25 protein-coding genes are annotated in these 26,723 nt (G+C 40.1%); all 25 read right to left on the bottom strand.

Features of this window, described 5'->3' with window-relative positions:
* Positions 1–16: 16 nt before the first annotated feature.
* The 25 genes from ACZ42C_RS03270 to ACZ42C_RS03150 all read right to left on the bottom strand — a co-directional run bounded on the left by ACZ42C_RS03270 (position 17) and on the right by ACZ42C_RS03150 (position 26,709).
* The gene (locus ACZ42C_RS03270) at positions 17–4,306 is read right to left on the bottom strand and encodes a PolC-type DNA polymerase III (RefSeq protein ID WP_461181300.1); all 4,290 of its coding nucleotides are present in this window, start codon (positions 4,304–4,306) and stop codon (positions 17–19) included.
* Positions 4,307–4,408: 102 nt separating this feature from the next.
* A complete protein-coding gene (gene rseP, locus ACZ42C_RS03265) occupies positions 4,409–5,683 on the bottom strand; it encodes an RIP metalloprotease RseP (protein ID WP_461181299.1) in 1,275 nt (424 codons plus the stop codon).
* 245 nt (positions 5,684–5,928) lie between these two features.
* The gene (locus tag ACZ42C_RS03260; RefSeq protein WP_461181298.1) at positions 5,929–6,720 is read right to left on the bottom strand and encodes a phosphatidate cytidylyltransferase; all 792 of its coding nucleotides are present in this window, start codon (positions 6,718–6,720) and stop codon (positions 5,929–5,931) included.
* Between the two features lie 15 nt (positions 6,721–6,735).
* Positions 6,736–7,497, bottom strand: coding sequence for an isoprenyl transferase (locus tag ACZ42C_RS03255; RefSeq protein WP_461181297.1), 762 nt, complete (start codon positions 7,495–7,497; stop codon positions 6,736–6,738).
* Between the two features lie 194 nt (positions 7,498–7,691).
* The gene (gene frr / locus ACZ42C_RS03250) at positions 7,692–8,240 is read right to left on the bottom strand and encodes a ribosome recycling factor (protein WP_461181296.1); all 549 of its coding nucleotides are present in this window, start codon (positions 8,238–8,240) and stop codon (positions 7,692–7,694) included.
* Positions 8,241–8,242: 2 nt separating this feature from the next.
* On the bottom strand, positions 8,243–8,965 hold the full coding sequence (gene pyrH / locus ACZ42C_RS03245; protein WP_461181295.1) for a UMP kinase: 723 nt from the start codon (positions 8,963–8,965) through the stop codon (positions 8,243–8,245).
* Positions 8,966–9,246: 281 nt separating this feature from the next.
* A complete protein-coding gene (tsf, locus tag ACZ42C_RS03240; protein WP_461181294.1) occupies positions 9,247–10,131 on the bottom strand; it encodes a translation elongation factor Ts in 885 nt (294 codons plus the stop codon).
* Between the two features lie 101 nt (positions 10,132–10,232).
* Entirely contained in the window at positions 10,233–11,021 is a 789-nt protein-coding gene (rpsB, locus tag ACZ42C_RS03235; RefSeq protein ID WP_461181293.1) for a 30S ribosomal protein S2, read from the bottom strand.
* 340 nt (positions 11,022–11,361) lie between these two features.
* Positions 11,362–11,790, bottom strand: coding sequence for a DUF6115 domain-containing protein (locus tag ACZ42C_RS03230; RefSeq protein WP_461181292.1), 429 nt, complete (start codon positions 11,788–11,790; stop codon positions 11,362–11,364).
* A 104-nt stretch (positions 11,791–11,894) separates the two neighbouring features.
* Positions 11,895–13,271, bottom strand: coding sequence for a DUF342 domain-containing protein (locus ACZ42C_RS03225; RefSeq protein ID WP_461181291.1), 1,377 nt, complete (start codon positions 13,269–13,271; stop codon positions 11,895–11,897).
* Between the two features lie 21 nt (positions 13,272–13,292).
* Positions 13,293–14,072: a FliA/WhiG family RNA polymerase sigma factor gene (locus ACZ42C_RS03220; RefSeq protein WP_461181290.1), complete on the bottom strand. Its 780-nt coding sequence runs from the start codon at positions 14,070–14,072 to the stop codon at positions 13,293–13,295.
* A 63-nt stretch (positions 14,073–14,135) separates the two neighbouring features.
* Positions 14,136–14,633, bottom strand: coding sequence for a chemotaxis protein CheD (locus tag ACZ42C_RS03215; protein WP_461181289.1), 498 nt, complete (start codon positions 14,631–14,633; stop codon positions 14,136–14,138).
* Positions 14,626–15,258 (bottom strand): chemotaxis protein CheC, encoded by a 633-nt coding sequence (locus ACZ42C_RS03210; RefSeq protein ID WP_461181288.1) that lies wholly within the window; start codon positions 15,256–15,258, stop codon positions 14,626–14,628. Before ACZ42C_RS03210 ends, ACZ42C_RS03215 begins: the two co-directional genes overlap by 8 nt.
* Positions 15,259–15,262: 4 nt before the next feature.
* On the bottom strand, positions 15,263–15,733 hold the full coding sequence (locus ACZ42C_RS03205) for a chemotaxis protein CheW (RefSeq protein WP_461181287.1): 471 nt from the start codon (positions 15,731–15,733) through the stop codon (positions 15,263–15,265).
* A 95-nt stretch (positions 15,734–15,828) separates the two neighbouring features.
* Entirely contained in the window at positions 15,829–17,823 is a 1,995-nt protein-coding gene (locus ACZ42C_RS03200; protein WP_461181286.1) for a chemotaxis protein CheW, read from the bottom strand.
* 1 nt (position 17,824) lies between these two features.
* Positions 17,825–18,475: a CheB methylesterase domain-containing protein gene (locus tag ACZ42C_RS03195; protein WP_461181285.1), complete on the bottom strand. Its 651-nt coding sequence runs from the start codon at positions 18,473–18,475 to the stop codon at positions 17,825–17,827.
* Between the two features lie 104 nt (positions 18,476–18,579).
* Positions 18,580–19,440 (bottom strand): MinD/ParA family protein, encoded by an 861-nt coding sequence (locus tag ACZ42C_RS03190; RefSeq protein ID WP_461181284.1) that lies wholly within the window; start codon positions 19,438–19,440, stop codon positions 18,580–18,582.
* Complete coding sequence (flhF, locus tag ACZ42C_RS03185; protein WP_461181283.1) at positions 19,433–20,548, bottom strand: flagellar biosynthesis protein FlhF; 1,116 nt, start codon at positions 20,546–20,548, stop codon at positions 19,433–19,435. The genes ACZ42C_RS03190 and flhF overlap by 8 nt, the downstream gene beginning before the upstream one ends.
* Positions 20,545–22,578, bottom strand: a complete 2,034-nt coding sequence (gene flhA, locus ACZ42C_RS03180) for a flagellar biosynthesis protein FlhA (RefSeq protein WP_461181282.1) — start codon at positions 22,576–22,578, stop codon at positions 20,545–20,547. Before flhA ends, flhF begins: the two co-directional genes overlap by 4 nt.
* 19 nt (positions 22,579–22,597) lie before the next feature.
* The gene (gene flhB / locus ACZ42C_RS03175; protein ID WP_461181281.1) at positions 22,598–23,677 is read right to left on the bottom strand and encodes a flagellar biosynthesis protein FlhB; all 1,080 of its coding nucleotides are present in this window, start codon (positions 23,675–23,677) and stop codon (positions 22,598–22,600) included.
* 1 nt (position 23,678) lies between these two features.
* Positions 23,679–24,458, bottom strand: a complete 780-nt coding sequence (gene fliR / locus ACZ42C_RS03170; protein ID WP_461181280.1) for a flagellar biosynthetic protein FliR — start codon at positions 24,456–24,458, stop codon at positions 23,679–23,681.
* Between the two features lie 4 nt (positions 24,459–24,462).
* Positions 24,463–24,732: a flagellar biosynthesis protein FliQ gene (fliQ, locus tag ACZ42C_RS03165; RefSeq protein WP_461181279.1), complete on the bottom strand. Its 270-nt coding sequence runs from the start codon at positions 24,730–24,732 to the stop codon at positions 24,463–24,465.
* 282 nt (positions 24,733–25,014) lie between these two features.
* Positions 25,015–25,680 (bottom strand): flagellar type III secretion system pore protein FliP, encoded by a 666-nt coding sequence (gene fliP, locus ACZ42C_RS03160; protein WP_461181278.1) that lies wholly within the window; start codon positions 25,678–25,680, stop codon positions 25,015–25,017.
* A complete protein-coding gene (fliO, locus tag ACZ42C_RS03155; protein WP_461181277.1) occupies positions 25,677–26,330 on the bottom strand; it encodes a flagellar biosynthetic protein FliO in 654 nt (217 codons plus the stop codon). The genes fliP and fliO overlap by 4 nt, the downstream gene beginning before the upstream one ends.
* 16 nt (positions 26,331–26,346) lie before the next feature.
* Positions 26,347–26,709, bottom strand: a complete 363-nt coding sequence (locus ACZ42C_RS03150) for a response regulator (RefSeq protein ID WP_461181276.1) — start codon at positions 26,707–26,709, stop codon at positions 26,347–26,349.
* Positions 26,710–26,723: the final 14 nt, after the last annotated feature.

The following is a 26,723-nucleotide window of genomic DNA, read 5'->3' as shown; positions in this document are numbered from 1 at the left end:
TGAAAGGTGAAAGGTTTTAAAATAAAGAAAGCTGATTTTTTTCTTCCATCCCTTCAAGACACCCATGGTTATCAAGATATTCCAGTACTGTTTTAGAAATTCTGCTTCTTTTTTGCAAGTCTTCTTTGGATAAAAACTCGCCTTCTTCCCTAGCCTTTACAATATTCAAGGCAGCATTTGTACCCAGACCGTCCACCGCATTAAATGGAGGAATCAATGTATCTCCCTCAACTATAAATTCGGTGGCACTGGATTTGTACAAGTCTACTTTTCCAAATTGAAAACCGCGCTCACACATTTCCAATGAAATTTCCAATACGGTTAATAAACTTTTCTCTTTTGGCGGAGCATCATTTCCTTTAAATTCAATTTCCTCAATACGGCCTCTGATCGTCTCGGATCCTTTTATCATTGTATCAAGTTCAAAATCACTTGCTCGTACCGTGAAATAAGCTGCATAAAAGAAAATAGGGTAATGAACTTTAAAATATGCAATTCTTACTGCCATCAACACATAAGCTGCAGCGTGTGCTTTTGGGAACATATATTTAATTTTCTTACATGATTCAATATACCAATCGGGCACACCGTGTTTCTTCATTTCATCTATCCATTCATCCTGCAACCCTCTACCTTTACGGACAAACTCCATAATTTTAAACGCAAGGGATGCTTCCAGTCCTTTATGCATGAGATAAACCATAATATCATCCCGACAGCCGATCACATCGGACAGTTCACAAATGCCATCATTGATCAGCTCCTGGGCATTGCCCAGCCATACATCAGTTCCATGGGATAATCCTGAAATAATAACCAGTTCAGCAAAAGTAGTTGGCTTTGTATCTTCAAGCATCTGCCGGACAAACCTTGTGCCAAACTCCGGCACCCCAAGTGTCCCGGTTTTACAATTAATTTGTTCCGGGGTAACCCCCAGCGGTTCCGGTCCGGAAAAGATTTTCATTACCTCCGGATCATCTGTCGGAACGGTTTCCGGGTCAATCCCGCTTAAATCCTGCAACATTCGTATGACAGTCGGATCATCGTGTCCGAGAATATCCAATTTTAATAAATTGCTATCGATGGAATGAAAATCAAAATGAGTTGTTCTCCATTCGCTTTTCCGGTCATCTGCAGGAAATTGGATTGGAGTAAAATCAAATATTTCCTTGTCTTCCGGTACGACAATGATCCCCCCCGGATGCTGTCCGGTTGTCCGTTTCACGCCCGTGCATCCCTGTACAAGCCTGTCCACCTCAGCTTTTTTATAAGTAAGCTGATGATCCGATGCATAGCCTTTCACATATCCGTAAGCTGTTTTTTCAGCAATGGTTCCTATCGTTCCGGCACGGTAAACATTATCGATTCCAAACAGTTCTTTTGTATAATTATGGGCCCTTGGCTGATACGTCCCAGAGAAGTTTAAATCAATATCCGGCACTTTGTCCCCTTTAAAGCCCAAAAATGTTTCAAAAGGTATGTCCTGTCCATCTTTGGTAAGTATACTTCCGCATTCCGGACAGTCTTTATCAGGCAGATCAAATCCGCTCCCCACAGAACCATCCGTAATAAATTCATTATGGTGGCAGGACAGGCAAACATAATGCGGCGGCAACGGATTTACCTCGGTAATTTCTGTCATGGTTGCTACAAATGATGATCCGACAGAACCTCTGGAGCCCACCAGGTATCCATCATCCAAAGATTTTTTAACCAATTTGTGTGAAATCAGGTAAATTACTGCAAAACCGTGTCCGATGATGCTTTCCAATTCTTTTTCAAGCCGATCCACGACGATCTTAGGTACCGGATCTCCGTAAATATATTTTGCCCGCGAATAGCATAAATCCCGAATTTCCTGATCCGCACCATCAATATTGGGAGTGAACAGCCCGTCCTTTACTGGAGAAATAGCATCAATTTTATCGGCAATTTTATTTGTATTCGTCACAACAATTTCCTTTGCTTTTTCTTCACCAAGAAATTGAAACGCATCAATCATTTCATTCGTTGTCCTGAATGGCGTATCCGGCAACGTATGGCGATTCAGTGGATTTCCCGCCTGGGAAGAAACAAGAATCTGCCGATATAATTTGTCATGCTCTTCCAAATAATGCACATTACCTGTGGCCACGACCGGCTTCTCCAGCCGCTCTCCCATATCAACCAGTTTTCTGATAATATCCAGAATCTGAGCTTCATTTTGTACCAGGTCCTTCTCGATGAGGTGTGCATAATTGGCAGGAGGCTGAACTTCGATATAGTCATAGAACGCTGCTGTGTTTTCAGCTTCTTCTGCTGACTTTTGCATCATTGTTTCAAAAACTTCTCCCTGGTCACAAGCGGATCCTACTAAAATACCTTCTCTCATTTTTTGCAAAAGTGAGCGCGGAATTCTTGGGACCCGGTAAAAGTAATCTATGTGTGCACTTGATACAAGTTTATACATGTTTTTCAGCCCTGTTTCTGTTTGAGCAAGCAATACGCAATGGAAAGGGCGTGAGCGCTGATAGGCGTTACCTTCCCCCATGTGATTATTCAGCTGATTATGATTGGTAATTTCTTTGTCCAGCAATTCTTTTATCAGTTTCCAGAACAAATAGCCCGTTGCTTCCGCATCATAGATTGCACGGTGGTGCTGTGTCAATTCTATATCTAAATATTTACAGAGTGTGTTCAGGCGATGGTTTTTTAACTGTGGGAAAAGAAATCTGGCCAGCTCAAGTGTGTCAATTACCGCATTTTCCACTTTGTTATAATTCAGCTTTTTATACCCTTGATTTAAAAATCCAATATCAAAGCTTGCATTATGTGCTACCAGCACACTGTCACCTGTCCATTCATGGAATTGTTTCAGTACTTCGCCCACTTCCGGTGCATTTTTGACCATATCATCTGTAATACCTGTTAAATCTTTTGTGGTTTGTGATAAAGGATGATGCGGATTTGCAAAGGATTCAAACCGGTCGATGACTTCCCCATCATGAATCTTTACAGCGGCAAGCTCAATGATCGTATCATACACTGCCGATAGCCCGGTTGTCTCCACGTCAAAAACGACATGGGTCCCTGTCGGCAGATCAATATCCTGTTCATTATATGCAATCGGTACACCATCATCCACAAGATTTGCTTCTACACCATATAAAATCTTAACGTCATTTTTTTCGCCCGCAGCATGGGCTTCGGGAAAACCCTGTACCCCTGCATGATCCGTAATTGCAATGGCTTTATGCCCCCATTTCTTTGCCTGGGCAATCAAATCGGTTGGAGATACAACGGCATCCAATTGGCTCATTGTTGTATGGGCATGCAACTCCACCCTTTTTAGATCATCCGGTGCTTCATCCTTCCTTGACTCCACTTTGACTTCATGAATGTCGTTTGCCATCATCGCAAGCTCATTTGTATACATATCCGTTTGGATGCTGCCTCTTGCCTTCACCCACATGCCGCTTTTCACAGAATTAAATTTCTCGGCATCGTCATCGCCTCTGGAAAACATTTTTATCTGCAGGGAATCCGTATAATCGGTTGCTTTAATAATAAGCAGGCTTCTGCCGGAACGGAGCTCACGGACTTCCGCATCAAAAATATAGCCTTGTACAGTAATCCGGCGTTCTTCTTCCTGTATTTCTTCCATCAACACGGGGTCATCCTGAATTTTATACCCAAGCATAAAAGGCTGATTACCATTTTGGGCATTTTTCTGTTCTTTCTCTTCTTTTTGCTGAACGGTTTTCAAGACCAATTCTCTGTCTTCAACCGCTTTTTGCTCTTTGAATTTTTGGATTTCGGATTCATCCATACTTATATTTATATCAAGTTGAAAAACAGGCAATCCCGTTTTTTGGCAATAGTTGCGGAAATTAGTCTGCAGTCTTTTAATTAAAGCATTTTTTTCTGCTTCATTTCTCGCAGTTAACATAATTTTATTATTGTTAACTTGTGGGGTTTGGTTATGTACCAAATCCTGGTAAGCAGGAGATAATGATGCTTCCGACTGCAGAAAATCCCGCCAATATGCAGAAACATTCTCTTCATCGATCGTTTTATCTGCGGCCTCTACAGTCAAAGCAACATTTTCCACCTGCTGGAAGGTGTGTTTTAAATTTGTCAGCAATAACTGGTATACACGAAACGGAAGCACCTGCTTTACCGTAATATAAAAGTGCCATGTTTTAGCTTCTTTAAATACTTTCAACTTTTTTAAACGGCTATCGTGAAAATAAGTCAGTCTGTCTTCTTCAGGTATATGCAGCTGCTCCAGTAAGACGTTCATCTTTTCTATTTCCGATATCCTCATCCTTTGCCCCTCCTCGAAGACCTTGCACGGCATGTTTCTACTCCAATAACACACAGACCCTTGCCAAAATGATAAGACAAGGGTCTTTCAACATTTATACTTTTACAGGAAAAGCCGTTGAATATCATTCCATGTTACTACAATCATTAGCAGCATGAGGAATGCAAATCCAATAATATGAAAGAGCCCTTCTTTTTCCTGGGCAATAGGCTTTCCCCGAACGGCTTCAAGGCCTACGAACATTAATCTTCCCCCATCAAGTGCAGGCAGTGGTACGAGATTAATAATACCAAGATTAATGCTCAGCATGGCTGTCCACATTAAGAAATTCATGAAACCGGTCTGTACCACCTGATCTGTTGCATCATATATTCCGACAGGACCTGAAAGCAATTCAATCGAAACTTGTCCGGTAATAAGCATCATTAAGTTCGTTAAAATCATTCTTGTTGTTTCGAAAGTCTGTGTAAAGCCCCACTCAAACGTTCCTAAGAACGATTTTTCAAAAGCATGATATACACCTATCTGTCCAATCGTTATCTCTTCTCCATCCATATCCATTTGAGACAAGCTGTCCGGCACAACTGTCAGGGGCACCTGCTCACCATTTCTCTCCACTACCATCGCTATTTCTTGCTCGGGGTGATCCCTTACAATGGTGGTAAACTCTTCCCAAGTAGAAACCGGGCTTCCCTCTATTTGTATAATTTCATCGCCTGGCTGAAAACCGGCTTCTTCTGCAGGACTGTCGGGCAATACCTCACTCAGTTGAGCTTCGTCTACAGGAACCCCCTGAGTAAGCCCGATGATAAGAAAAATAACGATGGCCAGTACAAAGTTCATCATAGGACCTGCAAACAGCTGCATTCCCCGCTGTCCGACTGTTTTCGAAGCGAATTGACGATCATACGGAGCAATTTGTGTTTCAGTTTCATCCATCACAAACAGTGCTTTTGGATCTACATCAAAGATAAGCTTTTCATCTTCTTCGTCTATTTCATAACCTTCTATAGTTAACGCATGATCCAAATCCACTTGTTCCACTTCAATGACCCGTGCATTTGGATGCTTTGATTTATGATTAACAATGATTTTATTTACTTTGCCCTCTTGATTAAATTCAAGGCCAATATGGTAACCGGGTTTTAATTCAATAATCTCCGGGTCTTCCCCCGCCACCCGTACATATCCTCCAATTGGCAATAAACGTATGGTATAAAGTGTTTCATTTCTTACAAATGAAAAGATTTTCGGTCCAAAGCCAATGGCAAATTCCCGAGCCAGCATACCGGCACGCTTAGCAAAAATCAAATGACCCCATTCATGTACAAACACAAGCAGGCCGAACATGAATATAAATGCAATTACTGTGGTCAAAAAAAACACCTTCCTTTAAGCGCTATAACCCGGCATTATAACACGGATTTACAGGCTTGTTTTATCTTCGGTAGCGGCAAGGTCAAAAAATCCATTACCCGGCCTATACCAACTATATGTGAGACAGACTGTAAATATTTTAAAATAATTTACCTTGTTTAACATGGTTATGGCCTAAGAAGCAGACAATATTCCCATTCTTAGCCCCTCTTAGGATACAACGTTCAGACACCCATATCATAACATTACATAAAACCGATAAAATGTAACAGCGGAAATACAAAGAGAAGACTGTCAAAACGATCTAATATTCCGCCGTGGCCCGGTAATATATCTCCGGAATCTTTCACCCCGTAATGTCGTTTTAATGCTGACTCAACCAGGTCACCAATTTGTCCAAAAATGGAAGCCAGCATCGTTACACCGATAATAATAATAATGGGATATGAAAAGGGTGTAATTAAATGATATATAACTCCCGTCAATGTAGCAAGAACAATGCCGCCAATTGCCCCTTCAATTGTCTTCTTCGGGCTGATTTCCGGCCATAATTTACGTTTACCGAATGATCTTCCAATAAAGTAAGCACCGGTATCAGTTGCCCAGACAATCAGAAAGACGTAAAGAATATTTATCAGCCCATTGGGTGAATCCCTGGTTTCAATAAAAAAGAAAAAACCCATGCCGACATACAATGCAGCCAACAGAATAAAACCTGCATGGTCGAATGTAAACTTGTTTTTCAAAAGAACAGTATAGCTGAGCAAAAGCATGACAATAATCAGCAAAACTTCCACTTTGGAAAACCAATCCATATTAAAAGCGTACGTCTCCTGAGGCAGTAAGAATAACCATAATAAGATCAAAGCCAACAGGGACGGGAATGAGAATACAGGCACCTGGCGCATTCTCATCAGTTCTATAAGCCCGACTGTTGCTAATAGATAAACGAAGAATTTGAATGGCCAGCCGCCAATAATTACAAATGGCAAAAATATAATAAGTGCAACGATGGCTGTAATGATCCGTTTCTTCATAGTTCATTCATCACCTTAAACTCCTCCGTAACGTCTGATGCGGTGCTGATAATCCTCAATGGCCTGGAGAAAAACTTCTTCGTCAAAATCGGGCCATAACACATCGGTAAACCAAAATTCAGTATAGGCCGACTGCCATAACAGAAAATTGCTCAACCTCTTTTCTCCGCTCGTTCGTATTAGTAGATCCGGATCAGCGAGGCCCTGCGTATATAAATAGTCGGAGAATACTTTTTCATCCAATGAATCAATCGTTAATTTTGACCCGTTCACATCAGTCATGATTTGCTTAATCGCCTTTATAATTTCATATCTGCTGCCGTAATTCAGTGCAAAATTTAAAATCAGACCATCATTATTTTTAGTTTTGTCTTTCGCATATTGTACTGCTTTCTTCGTATAATCGGGAAGAGCATCAAAGTCCCCTATCGTCTTGATTTGAACATTATTTTCCATAAGTTCAGGTAAATATATATGTAAAAATTCCTTTGGAAGTTTCATGAGAAACTCTATTTCAGAAGTTGGTCTTTTCCAATTTTCCGTTGAAAAAGCATATAAGGTTAATATTTGTACATTGCATTTATGTGCGGCTCTGACAATCTTATTTACCGAATTCACACCTTCTTTATGACCCGCAATCCGGGGAAGGCCTCTTTTTTTTGCCCAGCGTCCATTTCCATCCATTATAATGGCGACATGCTTTGGTACGCTTTCCGCAGCAATTGAATCATTTATAACATTTTTACCCTTATTAAAAAAAGGAAGTTTCTTTGACATAATCTGTCCTCCGAATGCACGTGTTTATCCTGTATACAATTTATTTTATTCATGAAGTTCCCATAGAATGAACTTTACGTAATGAAACATCATTATATCATGAAAATCCTACTTAATTATACCGATAATCTAAAAAGAATACAAAAGCCCCCTTAAATAAGAGGGCATGTATACATATTTTACCTGTTATTCATCTACACTTCCATAATTTCTTTTTCTTTATTTTTGGCAAGCTCATCAACCTGCCTAATATGGTCGTCTGTTATTTTCTGAACCTCATCCTGGGCACTTCTCAATTCATCTTCCGCCAGGTCAGCATTCTTTTTCAATTGATCATTTGCCTCACGACGTACATTTCTGACCTGAACACGTGATTCTTCAGCGTATTTCCCTACAACTTTTACTAATTCTTTCCTTCTGTCCTCTGTTAAAGCAGGAATATTAATTCGGATAACATTCCCGTCATTGGATGGCGACAGCCCTAAGTCGGCTTTTTGAATGGCTTTTTCAATGTCTGATAATGCAGACTTGTCATAAGGAGTAATAACAAGCAATCTTGCCTCCGGTGCACCTACGGATGCCAATTGGTTTAACGGAGTAGAGGCGCCGTAATAGTCCACGTGCACACTATCCAATAAGCTTGGATTTGCTCTTCCCGCCCTTACGGTAGCCAAATTTCTGGAAAAAGCCTGCACTGCCTGACCCATTTTGTCTTTCATTTGCTTTTTAATTTGATCCGCCATTACTATTTCCCCCTTATTGTTGTTCCAATTTCTTCACCTTGTACAACTCGTTTAATATTTCCCTCTTCGGTAATGGAAAATACTTTTAACAGAATATTATTATCCATGCATAGGGTGGAGGCGGTTGAATCCATCACGCCCAACCCTTCATTTAACATTTCCATATAAGAAAGATTCTCATATTTCTTTGCATTTTTATTAATTTTCGGATCGTCAGTGTATACTCCATCGACATTATTTTTTGCCATCAGAATTACTTCTGCTTCAATTTCAGCAGCACGTAAAGCAGCAGTTGTATCTGTTGAGAAATAAGGATTCCCCGTACCAGCGGCAAAAATGACAACACGCTTTTTCTCCAAATGGCGAATGGCTTTTCTCCTGATGTAAGGTTCAGCAACCTGGCGCATTTCAATAGATGTCTGTACTCTGGTTGGAATTCCGATCTTTTCGAGGCCATCCTGCAAAGCCAATGAATTCATAATGGTGGCCAGCATTCCCATGTAGTCCGCCGTCGCCCGGTCCATTCCCATTTCACTTCCTACTTTTCCCCGCCAAATATTGCCGCCGCCAACAACGATGGCAATTTCGACACCCAGTTCAGCAACTTCCTTCACCTGAGAAGCAATGGACTGAATAATTTCCGGCCCTATTCCTGAACCCTGTTGGCCACTTAAAGCTTCTCCACTTAGTTTAAGTACGATTCTGCGGTAACGAGCTGTTGTCATAATAACCTCCATAGAAAAACTGAATTATCTGGTTTATATTGATGGTTTGTGTTAGAAAACCCGGTTTTTTGTCAAAAAGGCTTCTGCAAGCAAATCTTACACTTTCGTAACAGGCTGGGACATAACTTTTAGTGCCAATGTTGGTCCGTCAAATCATTGAAGGCAGAAAACCACCGGCCGCTCAATGTATAATCCGGCTCCGCAAGCGGCTGATGAAGTTACTTATGTCCCGGCCTCTAAGCAAAGAGGGAACTGCTTAGGTTCCCTGTAGATCACATATATTATTTTTTAATTTGACTCATTACTTCATCAGCGAAGTTTTCTTCCCGTTTTTCCATACCTTCGCCGACTTCATAGCGGATAAACGCTTTTACTGTTGCACCCTTATCTGCAACATATTTTTTGACTTTTTGATCCGGGTCTTTAACGAAATTTTGTTCCAACAGACAAATTTCCTCAAAAAATTTACCCAGACGGCCTTCCACCATTTTTTCCACGATGTTTTCAGGCTTTCCTTCATTCAATGCTTGTGTTTTCAATACTTCCCGTTCGCGGTTCACTTCTTCTTCATCCACATCTTCGCGGGAAATATAACGTGGGTTGATCGCTGCTGTGTGCATGGCGATATCCTTGGCAAGGTCCGTGTCATTTGTGCCTTCCAACAAAGTCAGAACGCCAATGTTTCCTCCCATATGCAGGTATTCACCAAATACATCATTATCAGTTTTTGTTAAAATAGTAAACCTGCGCAAAGAGATTTTTTCTCCAATTTTTGCCACCGCTGCATTGATATATGCTTCCAGTGTATCTTCAGACCCTTGCATCTTTTGACCAAGAGCTTCCTCCACAGTGGATGGCTGTGCTTCAACCAATTGATTGCCAATATCGGAAAGTAATTGCTTGAACTGATCATTTTTGGTAACAAAGTCGGTTTCACAGTTTACTTCAAGCAATGCTGCTGTGTTGCCTTTTGTTTCCACATGCGCCAGACCTTCTGCAGCAATACGGTCTGCTTTTTTCGCTGCTTTTGCAATCCCTTTTTCACGCAGAAAATCAATTGCCTTATCCATATCCCCATCTGTTTCCTGCAATGCTTTTTTACAGTCCATCATACCTGCGCCTGTTTTTTCACGCAGTTCTTTAACCATTTTTGCAGTAATTGCCATAATTACTTCCTCCTTGATTCATTTAATAACTTATCATCATATTTGCTGTAAAAAAGGTGATAAAAGGCTCTTCTCCTCTTATCACCCTACCTTTTTAATAGTTAGACTTCTTTTGTATCGGAAGCTTCCTCTTCTGTGTCTGCAGAAGTTGTTTCGGCTTCCGTTTCAACAGCCTCAACTTCTTCCGGCTGAGCTTCTTCCAATTCTTCTCCCTGTTTCACCTCTAAAATAGCATCTGCCATTTTTGAAGTCAAAAGTTTTACTGCGCGGATCGCATCATCGTTTGCCGGAATGACATAATCGATTTCATCCGGATCACAGTTTGTATCCACAATCCCGATAATAGGAATGTTTAATTTATGAGCTTCAGCAATAGCAATCCGCTCTTTCCGCGGGTCAATAACGAATAAAGCATCAGGCAGTCTGTCCATTTCTTTGATTCCGCCAAGAAACTTTACTAAACGATCTTTTTCTTTAAGCAGCTCACCAACTTCTTTTTTCGGAAGCACTTCAAAGGTACCGTCCTCTTCCATGCGCTCAATGTCCTTCAGACGGTTGATCCGTTTACGGATTGTCTGGAAGTTAGTCAGTGTTCCACCGAGCCAGCGCTGGTTTACATAGAACATACCTGAACGGGTAGCTTCATCCCGGACTGAATCCTGGGCCTGCTTTTTGGTTCCGACAAATAGAAGGGTACCTCCGTTTGCTGCAAGTTCCTTTACATAGTTATACGCTTCATCAACCTTTTTAACTGTTTTTTGTAGGTCAATGATATAAATGCCATTTCGTTCCGTAAAGATGTATTTTTTCATCTTTGGATTCCAACGGCGTGTCTGGTGACCAAAATGTACACCAGCTTCAAGTAATTGCTTCATTGAAATTGCTGACATCTTTCTTCCTCCTTATGGTTTTTTCCTCCGGCCGGTTCATATTGTTTAGAGACCCTTGCATCATTGGCACCATCTAAACAAATCCCCGGGCGTGTGTATTTTTTTCCCGGTCCGTTATGCACGAACCAAGTGTTTACACCAAAAAATAATATATCATAACAGACGGCTGTAATCAAGTAAAACATAAGAAAAACTTGCCTTCGCTCATATTTAATGAAACCGTGAGATTTTAATATTAGAACTAAAAACTTAAGTCTTCTTGAATCGAATGGGTGAAAAACACATCATGCATTCGGCAGTCAATGCATTAATCATCATTATTAGTTATAAACGATGTTTGCTAACCGTATAATTTGATGATCAATGCTGCTTCTGTTTTCCCGCAGTTAAGTTTCCGTGCAATTTCCGATTCAGAAACCCCTTCAGCATGCATTTGCAGAATACGGGAATGGAGCGATGCTTCCACATAATCTTTTTGATCATTTTCTTCTATTTGTTTCCCGGCAGTTTTTGTCGCAGTTGTGATGGCATAAGGTTCCTCATTTTTCTGCAACGGCTGTGCCTCCTGATTGGACGCCTCGTCCTTTTGAACTGCCCGCTGCAACCGGATATTTTCATTCCTTATTTCCTGCAGATATGTATCTAATACTCCCTGAATATCTTCAGCATTTTCTTGTTTAATCGTTTGAATTTGCTTGAGCAATTGGTATATTGCCGCAAATGTAATAATATGCAATAAAAAGCTGATGATTAGAACAAATGAAACCATATAATACCTCTATTCGTTAATAATCAATGGAGACACCAAATAAATAAGTTGAGTGTTTCTATAACCTTTATGGCAGCATATGCTTTTTATCCTGCACATTCAGTTCAAAGAAACAAAGGTTCAATAACTATTTCATTCTTACGCAAATACATTTTAACATAATGGTAGTCTGATTTAATCATCCTTTTATATTTGCCAAAAGCGACAGTGACTTGATTAAACAAATAATTATTGACAATAAGCTCTGCTTCTGATTCCCTACCTATTTGGGCAACAGATTCTTCCAAAACTGTTTCTATATCCGCCAGTTTTTTCTTTGCTTTTGCATAGGAGTTTTTTTGTCTCAATAACATAATTCTGGCCTTTGGATCCCTTTCGCTGTTCTGCTGTTTTAATTTTTCTCCGAGGATGGTCAGCTTTTGTATCGTCTCCTGCAATTGTTCTTTTTCTTTACTCCATTTTTCCTGCTGATTCTGTAATACTTTATCCAGACCAAAGACAATTTCCGTCTTCGCGCCAAATCTCGAACCTATATCTTTAGCTTCCAGTGTCTTTCCGACGGATAAAACCCCTCCAATAATATTCCCCTTCTGGCAAAACACATGATTTTTCACTGTGCAAACGCTATGGATAATGGAATTTTCCACAAAGAGGTCATTCCCCGCAAATACCTTCCCCTGATTGATGTATCCAAGCCGGATGGATTCTTCTGCTCGAATATACCCCTTTTTCTGTCCGGCAAGACCTTCTGTTATAAAAATGGAACCTCCGGAAATGAGTGTTGCCGCTTCAACTATACCAAATACTTTAATATCTCCTTCTGCTTTAACAGTATATCCGGATGGAACATTTCCTCGAATAATAATCGTTCCTGTAAACTCAAGATTTCCTTCTTTCATGGACAGTGTCTCATTTATTTCATATACAGGCTGTACATGAATATTTTTACCGCTGACGCTCAATTGCCCGTTTGCTGCTGCATAGAAGCTTTGACTTGTTTCCGAGAACACCGTATTTTTGCCCGATTTCATTTTGGAGGGTTTTCCTTGTCTTGCTGGAATTACGTGACCGTGTACGTCTCTTCCGTTTTCTCCCTCGGTCGGATTTATTACGTTGGCAATTTTTTCTCCTTTTTTAATGGAAGGAATACGCATAACATCCCGAAAGTTACACCCCGGGCTGCGCTGAATTTCAGTAGGGTGGATATTTGTCACAAAATTTACCTTCCCATCCTTCCCGTGGATAGCCGGTGTTCCTTTTGCAATTACAAGTGGAAAAATATCTGGCGTCGGATTAGTTTGAAAGCGTCTGAGGTTTCCCTCATTAAATCCATACTTAATATTATAGTCATGCAGCAATTGTCTGACTGCATCTTCATCTATATTGAAATTCGGGAGCAGATCACTGTCTTTCAGTTGAAGCTCAGCCGCCATACGATCACCGGAAACAGCAATATGAAAAAAATCACCGAGTTTTTCCATAGGTCCTTCCCCTTTTTACCATTATTGTATCGCCTGTATTTTTCTTAGTGAATCTTTCAACTTAACAATAGATTTTTTATGTATCTGAGAAATACGGGATGTAGTCAAACCAAGTACCTTTCCTATCTCGGTTAATGTTAACTCGTCATGATAAAAAAGACTGATTACCATTTGTTCATTTTTATTTAATGCTTTGATCCCTTCAGCCAATTCTTTATTTAATTCATTGGAAATGAGCTGATCTTCCGGAAGTATAGCCATTCTGTCCGGAACGGAATAACCTGCACCTTCTTTAATATCTGATTTTTCATCAGCTGGTTTTTCTTCTATGGATAGAATATTAGAAAACAACGAATCTCTTATAATAGTTTCTGCTTCCTTTATTTCCAAACCGGTGCTTTTAGCTATTTCCTCCATTGTTGGTTTCCGTTGGTAAAGCTGTTCAAGTTCTTCGGTCACTTTCTCTACTTTTTTGATTTTATCCCGTAATGTTCTTGGTATCCAATCCTCTTTTCGCAATCCATCCATAATTGCACCACGGATACGAAAGGATGCATATGTATCAAATTTTAATTCCCTGCTCGGTTCAAATTTTTTTATTGCATCAAATAAGCCAATAAGACCAAAGCTCTTCACATCGTCTTTGTTTACGCTTGTCGGTAAGTGGCTGGATATTCTCTCCACATGGAAGCCGACTAAATGCATATATCGCTGGATCAGTTTGTTAGCCGCCTGCTCATCTCTGTATTCCAGCCAATTCTTCCAAAGTACAGCTTCCTGCGATGGCTTGTTCTTTTTCATAATCAATTCCTCCTTTCCTGCCGCCTTGCCCCTTAGCCAAATCAGCCTGAATCTGTTATTTGTCTAAATAAAAAATTCTTTCTCATTTATTTTTCTTATTTTCAATTTATTGGTGACTGTATCAAATTCTATCGTTCTGCCTGCATTTCCTCCGACATCCTGGGCAATGACAGGAATACGGTATTCACATAGAATTTCCTTAATTGCCTTAGTGTTCCGGGCTCCAATACGCATCATGTCCGACTGGGAGGAGAAGGAAAACATTTGAGCACCTCCTGCCAGCTTTGCTTTAAGCCGAACTTTCGAAGCTCCCTTTTTTATTAAGTGATCTATTAAAAATGGTATTGCGGTATCAGCATATTTATATATATTTTTATTTTTTTGCCTTGCCAGACTGGAATCAGGCAACATAATATGAGCCATCCCTGCCACCCTTTTATTTGCGTCGTAAACGACGACCCCTACACATGATCCCAATCCGGAGGTTCGTATCATTCCCGGATTCTTAACGAATTTTACATCCGCAATTCCCACTTTAACGATTGCCTGTTTTTCATTCATGATCATCTATTCCCAGTGATTGATACAATTTATGAAAAGACGAAGGGTCGGGGATCAAAAAGAAATTGCCTTGTACGCCATCTTCACTGTTCTTATGTTTAATTCTTGTATTAATGATAATGGCATAATCTGTAACCTGAGATAACTCTACTAATCCGGCAGTTAAAATGGCACCAGCCATATCAATGCTTAAATACGGAATAGATGGCTGCATATGTAAGTTGGTAAAGTCCGATAACGCAGACAAATAGGAACTTGTTAGGATATTGCCCGCTTCCTGCAGGGCGGAAACTGCTATTTCATCAAAGTCCTCTCCCAACAGCCTGCCTCCGCTTTGTTTCGTTATTTGCCCCACCAGGCGTTGTGCTTCTTCCAGGCTTAATATAAAATACACTGTTCCGGGCATCTCCCCTTCGATTCGAAAAAACAAGGCTGTAATTAATTGTTCATGGCCGCCAATCATGTCCATCATTTCATCAAAGCCAACTACATTTACTGTCGGAACCTGCATGTGAATTTTCTTATCGAGTAATTCCGACATGGATGTGGCTGCATTCCCTGCTCCTATATTGCCTATTTCTTTTAATACATCTCTTTGTACGTATGTAAGTCTTGTAAAATCCATATGTCTACCCTTCCACTGTTTTTAATTCATTCATTTCATCAGGGGTCAACACCTTTTGCAAGTCAAGCAGAATAAGAAGTCTATCGTCTATCTTTGCCACCCCTTCAATATAGTCAGTATTCACTGCGCCTATTACTTCCGGTGCAGGTTCTATAGTATTTTCAGGAATATCAAGGACATCATTTGCAGAATCAACAATCAATCCTACTTCCATATCATCCAAATAGACAATTATGATTCTGGTGGATTCCGTATAATCTTTTTCTTTCAGACCAAAACGGACACGTATATCGATAACAGGCGTAATGACACCTCTTAAATTGATGACACCTTTTACAAATGCTTCCGTCTGCGGTACTCTGGTAATCGGCTGAATTCGTTCTATAGATCCCACCTGCTGTACGGAAACAGCATATTCCTCTTCTTCCAACTGAAAAACAATCACTTTTATATCTTTCACTTTTTCATTTTCCATACTGGTACACCTCGCTTATTATTTGTGGCTGTTTTCGTATATTAATAAAAGTTTTGCTGTCTGTTCTTCACTTTTAAAGAACAACCTTACTCTAACTACTTAATCAACGCATTACTGTCAATAATTAATGCAACTTCTCCATCTCCCAGAATGGTCGCTCCTGATATTGCGAATGTATGCTTTAAGTAGCTGCCAAGCGATTTAAGCACGATTTCCTGCTGACCGATTAAGGAATCCACAACTAAACCGGCCATTTTACCTTCTTTCTTTACAATTACGACCGAAATGTACTCGCTGCTCACCTTTTCCCTTTCAGGTACAGAAAAGATATCTTTTAAGAATAATAGAGGAATAATATTTCCCCGAAAATTAATTACCTTTTTCGTATGGAGGGATTTTATTTCATCCTTTGAAATAATCGCTGTTTCGATTATGGATGAAAGCGGAATAGCATATTTTTCTTTTTGCAGTCCAATAAGCAATACGGTAACAATTGTTAAAGTTAATGGCAGCTGGATGGAAAAAACGGAACCTTTATCTGCTTGTGCATTTACGGTAATACTTCCTCCCAAAGATTCTATCGTTGTTCTCACTACATCGAGTCCCACTCCCCTTCCGGAAATGTCCGAAACAGCTTCCGCGGTGGAAAACCCGCTTTCCATTATTAAATCAAACACCTGGCTGTCATCTAATGATAGTGTCTGCTCTTCATTTATGACACCGTTTGCTATTGCTTTTTTCAATACTTTTTCCCTGTCTATTCCAGCACCGTCATCTGCTATTTGAATAAAGACGTGGTTACCACTATGATAGGCTTCCAATTTAATAGTACCTTGTTCAGTTTTTCCTTTTGCCGCTCTTTCTTCAGGCTGTTCAATACCATGGTCGATCGCATTTCTGATTAAATGAACAAGCGGATCACCTATTTCATCAATCACGGTTCGATCTACTTCGGTTTCTGCTCCTTTTATATCAATTACTACTTTTTTTTGTAAATCTTTTGCCAACTGTCGGATCATTCTGGGAAACCGATTAAATACATGATCTATGGGGACCATTCTCATGGTCAGTATAGTATCCTGCAGGTCACCTGAAACCCTTGACATATGTTCCACTGTCTCTGTAAGCTGCTTATGGTTGAGTTCATTGGAAATTTGTTCAAGTCGACCTTTATCAATCACAAGCTCTTCAAACAAATTCATTAAAACATCAAGCTTATCAATATTTACCCGTATCGTTTTTCCGGCATTTACTTTTACAGCTCCCTCAGCGGAAGTTCCGGATTTTCCTTGCTTGGCTTTCGGTTTTTCTTTTTCCTTTTTGTTTTTATACTGGTCTACCGAAAAGGAATGGACAGTGACTGATTCTATCTCGGATATCTTTTCGATATTTGCCTTAACTTCTTCTTTCTTTGACCGGGAAACAAACACAAGTGAAAAAGTGTGATCAAAATTTTCCTCTTCCAGGTCATTTACCGATGGCATTGCTTTTATTACCTCTCCGAGTTTTTCCAACGACTCAAATACCATAAAGACACGTGCCCCTTTAAGTAGACAGTCCTGCTCCAGGGTAATGGTTATTTCAAAACTCGTATATCCCTGTTCTACTGCCTCGGTAAGGACCGAAAGTTCAAATTCATCCAGTTCCGGCATGGAAGACAATTTGCTCTCCGTATTTTCTTGTTCTTCTTCATTAGCAGTCTGGATTTTTTCTCCATTTTCTATTGCTTCCAATACAGCGGTAATCTCCTGTATATTCATCTCTCCGTCCCCACCGGATGAAATATCCGCTATCATGTCGTTCAATTGATCAACAGCAGTAAACAGAATATCCAAAAGGTCTGTACTGACTTTGATTTTCTCAGATTTTATACCATCAAAGATATTTTCCATTTTATGTGTTAGATTAGCCAAATCCTGAAATCCCATAGTTGCAGACATGCCTTTTAATGTATGCGCGGAACGAAAGATTTCGTCAATAATTTCCACATCACCGGAGTACTCCTCCAGTTCCATCAGTTTGTCATATAAAACCTTTATATGTTCATTGCTCTCATCGATAAAAACAGCTAAATAATCTGTTGTTTCCATGCTATTTCCCTCCTTTTTTACGTAAAATATTAGTAATTACTTTACCGATCCGCGGTAATGGAAGCTCGTAATCCACACAATTTGTATGAACAGCCGCCCTGGGCATGCCATAAATAGTTGCAGTTTCCTGTGCTTCAGCAATCACTATAGCATGTGGGTCTACGGTTTTTAACTTCACTATTCCAGCGGCACCATCCCTTCCCATCCCGGTTAATATTACGGCAATTTTATTGGTATCTTTTATTTCAGCTATGGAGTGAAGCAGAACATCCACAGATGGACGATGGCCCCGCAAAGGAGAATCCTTTGTCAGTTCAATGACAGACTTTTCGTTTCTTTTCCTTACACGCATATGATAGCCGCCAGGGGCAATATATACAGTATTACGATGGACTGTTTCCAGGTGCGCTGGCTCTTTGACCGTAAAAGGCACCAGCTTGTCAAGCCGTTCTGCCAGTGATTTCGTAAAACCTGCCGGCATATGCTGAACAACTAAAACAGAGCCGGGCAATTCATCAGGCATTCGGGCAAAAGTCTCCTCCAAGGCGCTGGGGCCCCCGGTAGAGGTACCGATAACTATCATTGTTTCATCAATTCGATGACTATGATGCAATCCTTTCATTGCTTGTAATTCCCTTCCATTCTTCCTCATTGCTTTTGTTCCTTTGATACTGTCACATTCCAATTTTGTTCCGGTTTATGTATATCATCTACTGTTTGATTGCATAAAAGTCATCTGCTTTTTTAAAGGAAATCTTAGCTTTTAACCAGCAATCGCTTTAACCTTTGGATAAAAGTTATTTTTTCTACTATAAAGTCCTGAGAATTGGATATATACCCGTTGGTTAGATTTTTTATTGCTTTTGAAACCGGCGATGCATCATCATATAGGAGAAATGGCATTTGGTTCATCACAGCCTTTGGTACATTTCTATCTTCCGGTAATATCCCCAAAGGATGAACATCTGTATTTAAAAATTGCAAAACTACCTTTTTGAATCGCAGTAATGCTTCATAACCGGATTTCTCTGTCTGTGAACGGTTCATCACTACGTGAATCGGCATGGAAGGACGGCATGACACAATATGTTTAATCATGCCATAAGCGTCAGTAATAGAAGTAGGTTCCGGAGTAGTAACAACCATACATTCATCTGAAGCCAAAACAAAGCGGATATGCTCCTCCGTTACACCTGCCCCCATATCAAAGATGATATAATCATACATGCAGACTAACTGCTCATATTGTGCAAAAAAATAATCCATCATATTGCTGTCTGCTTTAAATAAGCTGTTCAGCCCCGATCCACCGGCAATATAAGATAGTCCTCCAGGCCCCTGTTCAATAATCTCATGGATGGATAGCCGTCCATCAAACATATCAATTATTGTTTTATTCGGAGACAACCCCAGTAGAATATCCACATTTCCCATTCCAATGTCCAAATCAAACAGTAAAGCTTTCTTTTCGTGTTTTATCAGCTGCAAACAGAAGTTAAGTGCTACATTTGATTTGCCTACGCCCCCTTTACCGCTGATTACAGACATTGTTGTTGCCTGTCTCGGTTCATTTTTCACCTGCAGACGCCGGCGGAGATTTTCTGCCTGATCATGCATAAGGGTTTCCGCCAATACAATAGTTTGCAATTAATTCAGGAGTTGCCTCCATTAAATCATCGGGTACATCCTGCCCATTTGTTATATATGCTGTACCCATCCTTTTTTTCAGCGCCATATTAAGCATGCTCCCGTACTGTCTTGTTTCATCAATTTTAGTAAAAATAAGCTGTTTAATGGGTAAGTGAACGAATTGATCATAAATATCCAATATATCCTTTGATTTTGCTGTTAAGGATAAAACAAGATACATATCAATAGGATCATCTGAACCGAAACTTTCCTTTAGTTCATGGACAAATGATTCTTCCCGGAAATTTCTTCCCGCCGTATCCACGAGAATACGATCATAATTCTTAAACTTTTCCACTGCATTAACATAGTCTTCTTTTGTATAAGCAACTTCAACTGGAACCTGTAATATCTTTGCATAAGTCTTCAACTGTTCAATTGCAGCAATTCTATACGTGTCTGTCGTAATAAAAGCTACTTTTTTCTCTTCAGTTAAAACAGCGTTCGCCGCTATTTTTGCTATCGTCGTTGTTTTTCCGACGCCGGTAGGTCCGACAAAATGAGCGATTTTACTGTCAGCGGAAATGGCCTGAAAGGGTAAACCTTTTAGTTGGTGCATGATTTCCCGTTTTACATCCTGTTCGACTTTTTCCCGGGAAGGAGAAATATTTTCCACCTTATGATGGGCTGCTACCTGATCCAGTATCGAGCCGGCAATTGTTTCTTCAATTTCCTGGTCCAGCAGGTGCATATACATGAACTGATATTCCGCCGGGTAGTTGTTTTTATTTGTTGTCGACTGATGTATCATCTGTTTTAACACATGAAGCTCACTTAAAACCTGGTCAGTCGGCCTTGAAGATTTTCCTGTTTCCATAACAGGAGCAATGCTTCTTTCTGATTGTTTCTTGTTCTGTTTGACCGGATAAGGATCAAGCGCAGCTACTACTTCTACATGGCTTTTCTTTTTTATTCCCATAAACCCACGATGATTTACCTTCCGGGAGTGAAGTATGACGGCCTCGGATCCAAACTCGTTTCTGACCTGCTTCATCGCTTCAGGCATTGTCGGTGCTTCATATTTTTTTACCTTCACGCTACATTCACCATCCCTATGCTTTGTACCTGAACATTTGGTTCCAATTCATTATAGGACAACACTACTACCTGCGGCATAAAACGTTCAATTAATTGTTTTAAGTACATTCTGACAGCAGGGGAGCATAACACTACAACCGTATCCTGCGTTATCGATACTTTTTCCGCTTCTTCACGGATCGTATTAATTATTTGCTGCTGATCATCCGGATCCATGGACAAGTAATTACCATGCTCAGTCTGCTGGATATTTTCTGCTATCATCTTTTCCACCTTGCCGCTTATTGTTATAACTTTTAAGGACATGTCATCCTGCACATATTGCTTGGTTATTTGCGAGGATAAGGACTGCCGTACATACTCTGCCAATAAATCCGTATCATTGGTCAGTTTGGCAAAATCTGCCAATGTCTCAAAAATAACAGGCAGGTTTCTGATGGACACATTCTCTTTCAGCAGTTTGGCCAGCACCTTTTGAATATCCCCTACAGCAAGCGGCTCCGGTGTAACTTCTTCAATAAGTATTGGATAACTTTCCTTTATATGATCAATCAACTGCTTTGTTTCCTGTCTGCCAAGCAACGTGTGGGCATGCTGTTTAATTACTTCTGTCAAATGAGTGGAAACAACTGACGGGGGATCTACTACGGTATAGCCCAGTAACTCAGCCTCATCTTTCATACCTTCATTTATCCACTTCGCCGGTAAGCCAAATGCAGGTTCCTTCGTATCTATTCCTTCTATTTCATCATTTTCCATCTCAGGGGCCATGGCCAAATAATGATCCAATAATAATTCACCTGTGGCAACTTCATTCCCTTTTATTTTTAAACGATATTCATTGGGTTCCAATTGGATATTGTCACGAATACGCACGACTGGAATAACCATGCCAAGCTCAATGGCCAATTGTCTTCGAATCATAATAATCCGGTCAAGCAGATCCCCTCCCTGATTCGTATCTGCAATCGGTATCAGAGCATAGCCAAATTCAAACTCTATAGGGTCGACATTCAGTAAATTAATCACATTATCGGTTTCTTTCATCGAAGCACTTTCCGCCTGATCTTCCTCTTCTTCCGGTATGTAATCCTCTTTCTCCGTTTGTTTTAACAGGTAATAGCCACTTAATGCCAATAAACCGGACAAAACGGTAGTAAGAAAAAAGTTTATTGGCGTTAATCCAATGAAGAATATTGTTCCGGCTGCAATGAATAACAGTTTTGGGTACTGAAGAAGCTGACTACTTACTTCTGTTCCAAGATTTCCGTTAGTTGCAGTTCTTGTTACTACAATTCCGGTTGCAGTTGCTATTAGCAGTGCTGGGATCTGACTTACTAATCCATCACCAACCGTAAGCCGCATATATGTATTAATTGCCTCCTGAAAAGACAAGTCCATCTGAACCATTCCAATAACCAAACCGAATATAATATTAATCAGGACAATGATGATCCCTGCAATAGCGTCCCCTTTTACAAATTTACTTGCACCATCCATTGAGCCATGAAAATCGGCTTCATCTTCTATTTTTTCCCTGCGTTCCTTTGCTTCCTTTTCCGAAATTAAACCGGCATTCAAATCGGCATCAATGCTCATTTGTTTTCCGGGCATCGCATCCAATGTAAACCTTGCAGAAACCTCCGAAACCCTTTCAGCTCCTTTAGTAATCACGATAAATTGAATAATGACCAGAATGACAAATACAACGAAACCTACGAAAGGGTTATCCCCAATAACAAAGGAACCAAAAGTATCCACTACCCCGCCTGCATCTGCTTCTGAAAGAATCGACCTGGTGGTGGAAACATTTAGTCCAAGCCGAAATAAGGTCAGCAATAACAGCAATGTAGGGAAAACCGAAAACTGCAATGCCTCCTGTGTATTCATGGAAACAAGAATAACAACTAATGCAAGTGTGATATTTGATAGAATCAGTATACTTAACAGCCATCCCGGTAATGGGATGATCAGCATAATAATAATTAAAATAACGCCTAAAAGGACAGAAAGATCACGGGCCCTCATGGATGTCTCTCCTTACTGCTCAAACTTTATTTTCCAATTTATATACATAAGCCAAAACTTCTGCAACTGCCTGAAAAAAATCTTCGGGGATTTCTTCTCCTACTTCAATAGAAGCATATAAAGACCTTGCCAAAGACCTGTTTTCTACCATTGCCACGTCATTTGCCTTCGCTGTTGCTTTAATTTTTAATGCTATTTCATCCATTCCTTTTGCAACAACACATGGTGCACTCATCATTTCCTCATCGTATTTTATGGCAACCGCATAATGCGTAGGATTCGTGATAACCACATCGGCCTGTGGTACCTCACTCATCATTCGTCTGGACGCCATTTGCCTTCGTTGTTCCTTTAATTTGGATTTAACTAAAGGATCGCCCTCCATATTTTTATATTCATCCTTAATATCCTGTTTGGACATCCGCATATTTTTTTCAAAGTCATATCGCTGGTACGCATAATCGAACACCGACAAAAACAGCAATGCAAATGTCGCTGTAATTCCCATGATGGCAGTCACTCTGCCAAAGAAAGCGAGTGCGCTTTCCGCTGTTTTAAAAGAAAGCATCATCATTTCATCTTTGTAAATCCAAATGACGATAAAGGTAACTGCTCCAATAAAAACAATTTTAAACAGCGACTTTAATAACTCTACCAATGCACGTATGGAAAATATTCGTTTTGCTCCTTTAATAGGATCAATCTTTTTCAGGTCAAACTTTAAGGGTTCTGTTGTAAACAGAAATCCTATTTGCAGGAGATTCGAGCTGAATCCGGCAATGACAGCTACGAGCATAATGGGAGCAAGCATTTTCGCCGCTTCAATCGTCGCCCCCGTAAACACTTGCTGTACCGTGTGCTCCGTAACTTCCCAATGAATAATTTCTGTGAAAGTGAAGGTGTACAAGGTTGTCATGATATCCTTCATAAAGGGCCCGTACACTATTAAAATGATAAACGCAAATAATAATAGAATGGCAGTATTGACATCCTGACTCTTGGCAACCTTCCCTTTTCTGCGCTCATCCTGCCGCTTCTTCGGGGTTGCTTTTTCCGTTTTTTCCCCTGCAAAAAATTGCAGATCCATTTTCAAAGGCATACTAAGCACCTCCGAACAGCTGCATTAAACCCCGCATTGCCTGAAACATTGTTTCAAACATTGATTTAATCAGTGCGATGTATAAACTTAAAAAGAACAAAATAACAATAAAACTTACTAAAATTTTTAATGGAAGACCCACCACAAATACATTCAGTTGCGGGACTGTTCTGGCAATCATCCCCATCGCAACATCCACCAGGAACAGGCATCCCACGATCGGGATTGCCATTTGAAAAGCAATCAAAAACATGTAGTGGAATGTTTCAATCACAAAATCGGCAATGGAGCCGTTATGAAAAGGAATAAAAGCATCGATCGGAATAAAATTATAGCTGTTAAAGATACCATCTATCAATAAATGATGCCCATTAACAGATAACAAAAAAAGCAAAGCAAAAATATAAAAATACTGTCCCGTTAATGGAGTTTGTGCTCCAGTTTGCGGATCAACTACATTGGCAATGGCAAAGCCCATCTGAAAATCAACAAAACCTCCTGCTATTTGTACAGCAGATAGAATGATGAAAGCAATGAGACCTATTAAAAGACCAACTGCCGCTTCCTTTAACAGGAGAAGAAAATATGTGCCGTCAATTGTAATTGCAGCAATATCCACTGTGTAAAACATCATCCAGGCCAAAAAGAAACTGAATCCGACTTTAAATGGGACAGGGATTGTCCGATAAGAAAATAAAGGAAGCGTTACAAAAAAAGCAATTACCCTAACGAAAATAAGCAGAAATACCGGTAAACTATTAATATCTATCAATTCGAGCATGCTTTCACCCTGTAAACCGGTTTAAATTTTGAAAAATGTTGGCCGTAAATTCAGTGATATGGGACAGCATCCAAGGTCCAAAAACTACCAATCCCAACAGAACGGCAACAATTTTCGGGATAAAGGCAAGGGTCTGTTCCTGTATTTGGGTTGTTGCCTGAAAAATACTGACCAATAATCCTACCGCAAGTGCCAATATGAGCAATGGACCAACGACCAGGAGAATGGTAAACACGCCACTTTCAGCCAGGGACAATACAAATTGACTATTCAAAGGCGACACCTACTTTTTGTTAGCTGATTTCTAATAAAGATATTATTTTTCCAATAGCCCGGATACACACAGATCGCGGGAATTATAGGCATCGGTGAAAAGCCCTGCTTGTCACAAGTGCTGCAGCGATATACCTGCAGCACAGCCCACCTGAAGAGGTTTCACCAGCCTACCCGGCAAAGAGACAATCCAGTGTAATGGTGATTCTCTTATGTTTATATGGCAAATGAAGTCCACACCGTACGCGTAAAAAACTATCCAGAAACACCTTTATTATTTACGCTAGAACCCATCCAATAAGGAATGGGTGATTAAATACCAGCCATCAACGAGAACAAACAGCAAAATTTTAAAAGGCAGTGAAATCATTACCGGCGGGAGCATCATCATTCCCATGGACATGAGCACACTTGCCACTGCCATATCGATGATTAAGAAAGGTACAAATATCATAAAACCCATTTGAAATGCTGTCTTCAATTCACTGATGGCAAATGCCGGCACAAGCGTGGTTAACGGAATCTCCTGTACACTGCTTACTCCATCAATCTGACTGTAACTCATAAACAATTCCAGGTCTTTTTGCCTTGTATGGGAAGCCATAAACTCTTTCATTGGTTCACTCGCCCTGTCATATGCTTCATCAAGTGTTATTTCTTCATCAAATAGCGGCTGCAGAGCATGATCGTAAACGTCGGAAAAAATGGGCGCCATAATAAAGAAAGTCAAAAACAGGGCCAACCCAATCAATACTTGATTTGGCGGCATTTGCTGAGTTGCCAGTGATGTTCTTACAAAAGACAGTACAACAATGATTCTTGTAAAGCTTGTCATCAAAATTAAAATACTGGGAGCCAGCGCCAAAACCGTTAATAATAAAATCAATTGGACAGAAGTCGAAACATTGGAAGGATCCGAGCCGGAAAACATATTTATAAATTCATTCATTGCTCGTCTTCCTTCCGTTTATTATGATTGATCAAATCAGCCCGATTCTTTTTCAGTTTATCCAGTTCATTGGTAAACAAATTTTTAAAATCCCTGCTGCCCTGGTCGGATGATTGAAGTTTACTTTTCTGCTTTAAAAAAGACGGAATTAACGTCTCGATGGACAATGGATCTTCTTCCCCTTGTTCCAATAGCTGCTCTATCATCTTTTCATCTGTTATTTCATGAAGCATTTCCACATTCTCACCTACACCAACTACATAGAACCTGTCTCCGATGCGGATAATTTGAATGGACTTATTCTGACCGACCGAGATCCCACCCAGATTCTCCAGGTGCTTAATCTGATTAAACATTTTATTTCGCTTATTTAACAGCTTCAACATAATATAAATAAGTCCAAGAACTAATAATAAAGCGAAAAACATTTTGATCAGGTCAAACAACAATGAGTTTGAATCATTAAATGAAGCGATCGTTTCTGTTTCATCTGCATCTTCTGTTAACGGTGGTGCTTCTTCTTCACAATCCTCAACCTTCTCCAGACAATCATTTACGGTCGGTGGTGATTGAGCCAGCACTTCAACAGCCGCTATAAATGGAAAAACAACAAATAATACACTGATCATGGTGATTATCTTTTTTTTCAACTTAAACACCCGTTCCCTAGCCAAGCACTTTTTGAATGGCTTCAATTACCCGGTCTTCCTGAAACGGTTTGACGATGAAATCCTGTGCACCTGCTTGTATGGCATCAATAACCATTGCCTGCTGTCCCATTGCTGAACACATAATTACCTTCGCGTCGTTATTTTCTTCTTTTATTTTTTTCAGTGCAGTAATTCCATCCATCTCCGGCATCGTAATATCCATTGTTACAAGATCTGGTGATAGTTCCTTATATTTTTCCACCGCCTGTATCCCATCCTGCGCTTCTCCAACTACTTCAAATCCATTCTTCGTTAAAATATCCTTAATCATCATCCGCATAAATGCTGCGTCATCTACAACAAGAATTTGTTTTGCCATTGTTTATCCCCCAC

This window comes from Virgibacillus kimchii, assembly GCF_055379185.1.
This window is presented reverse-complemented; position numbering and strand designations above follow the sequence as displayed.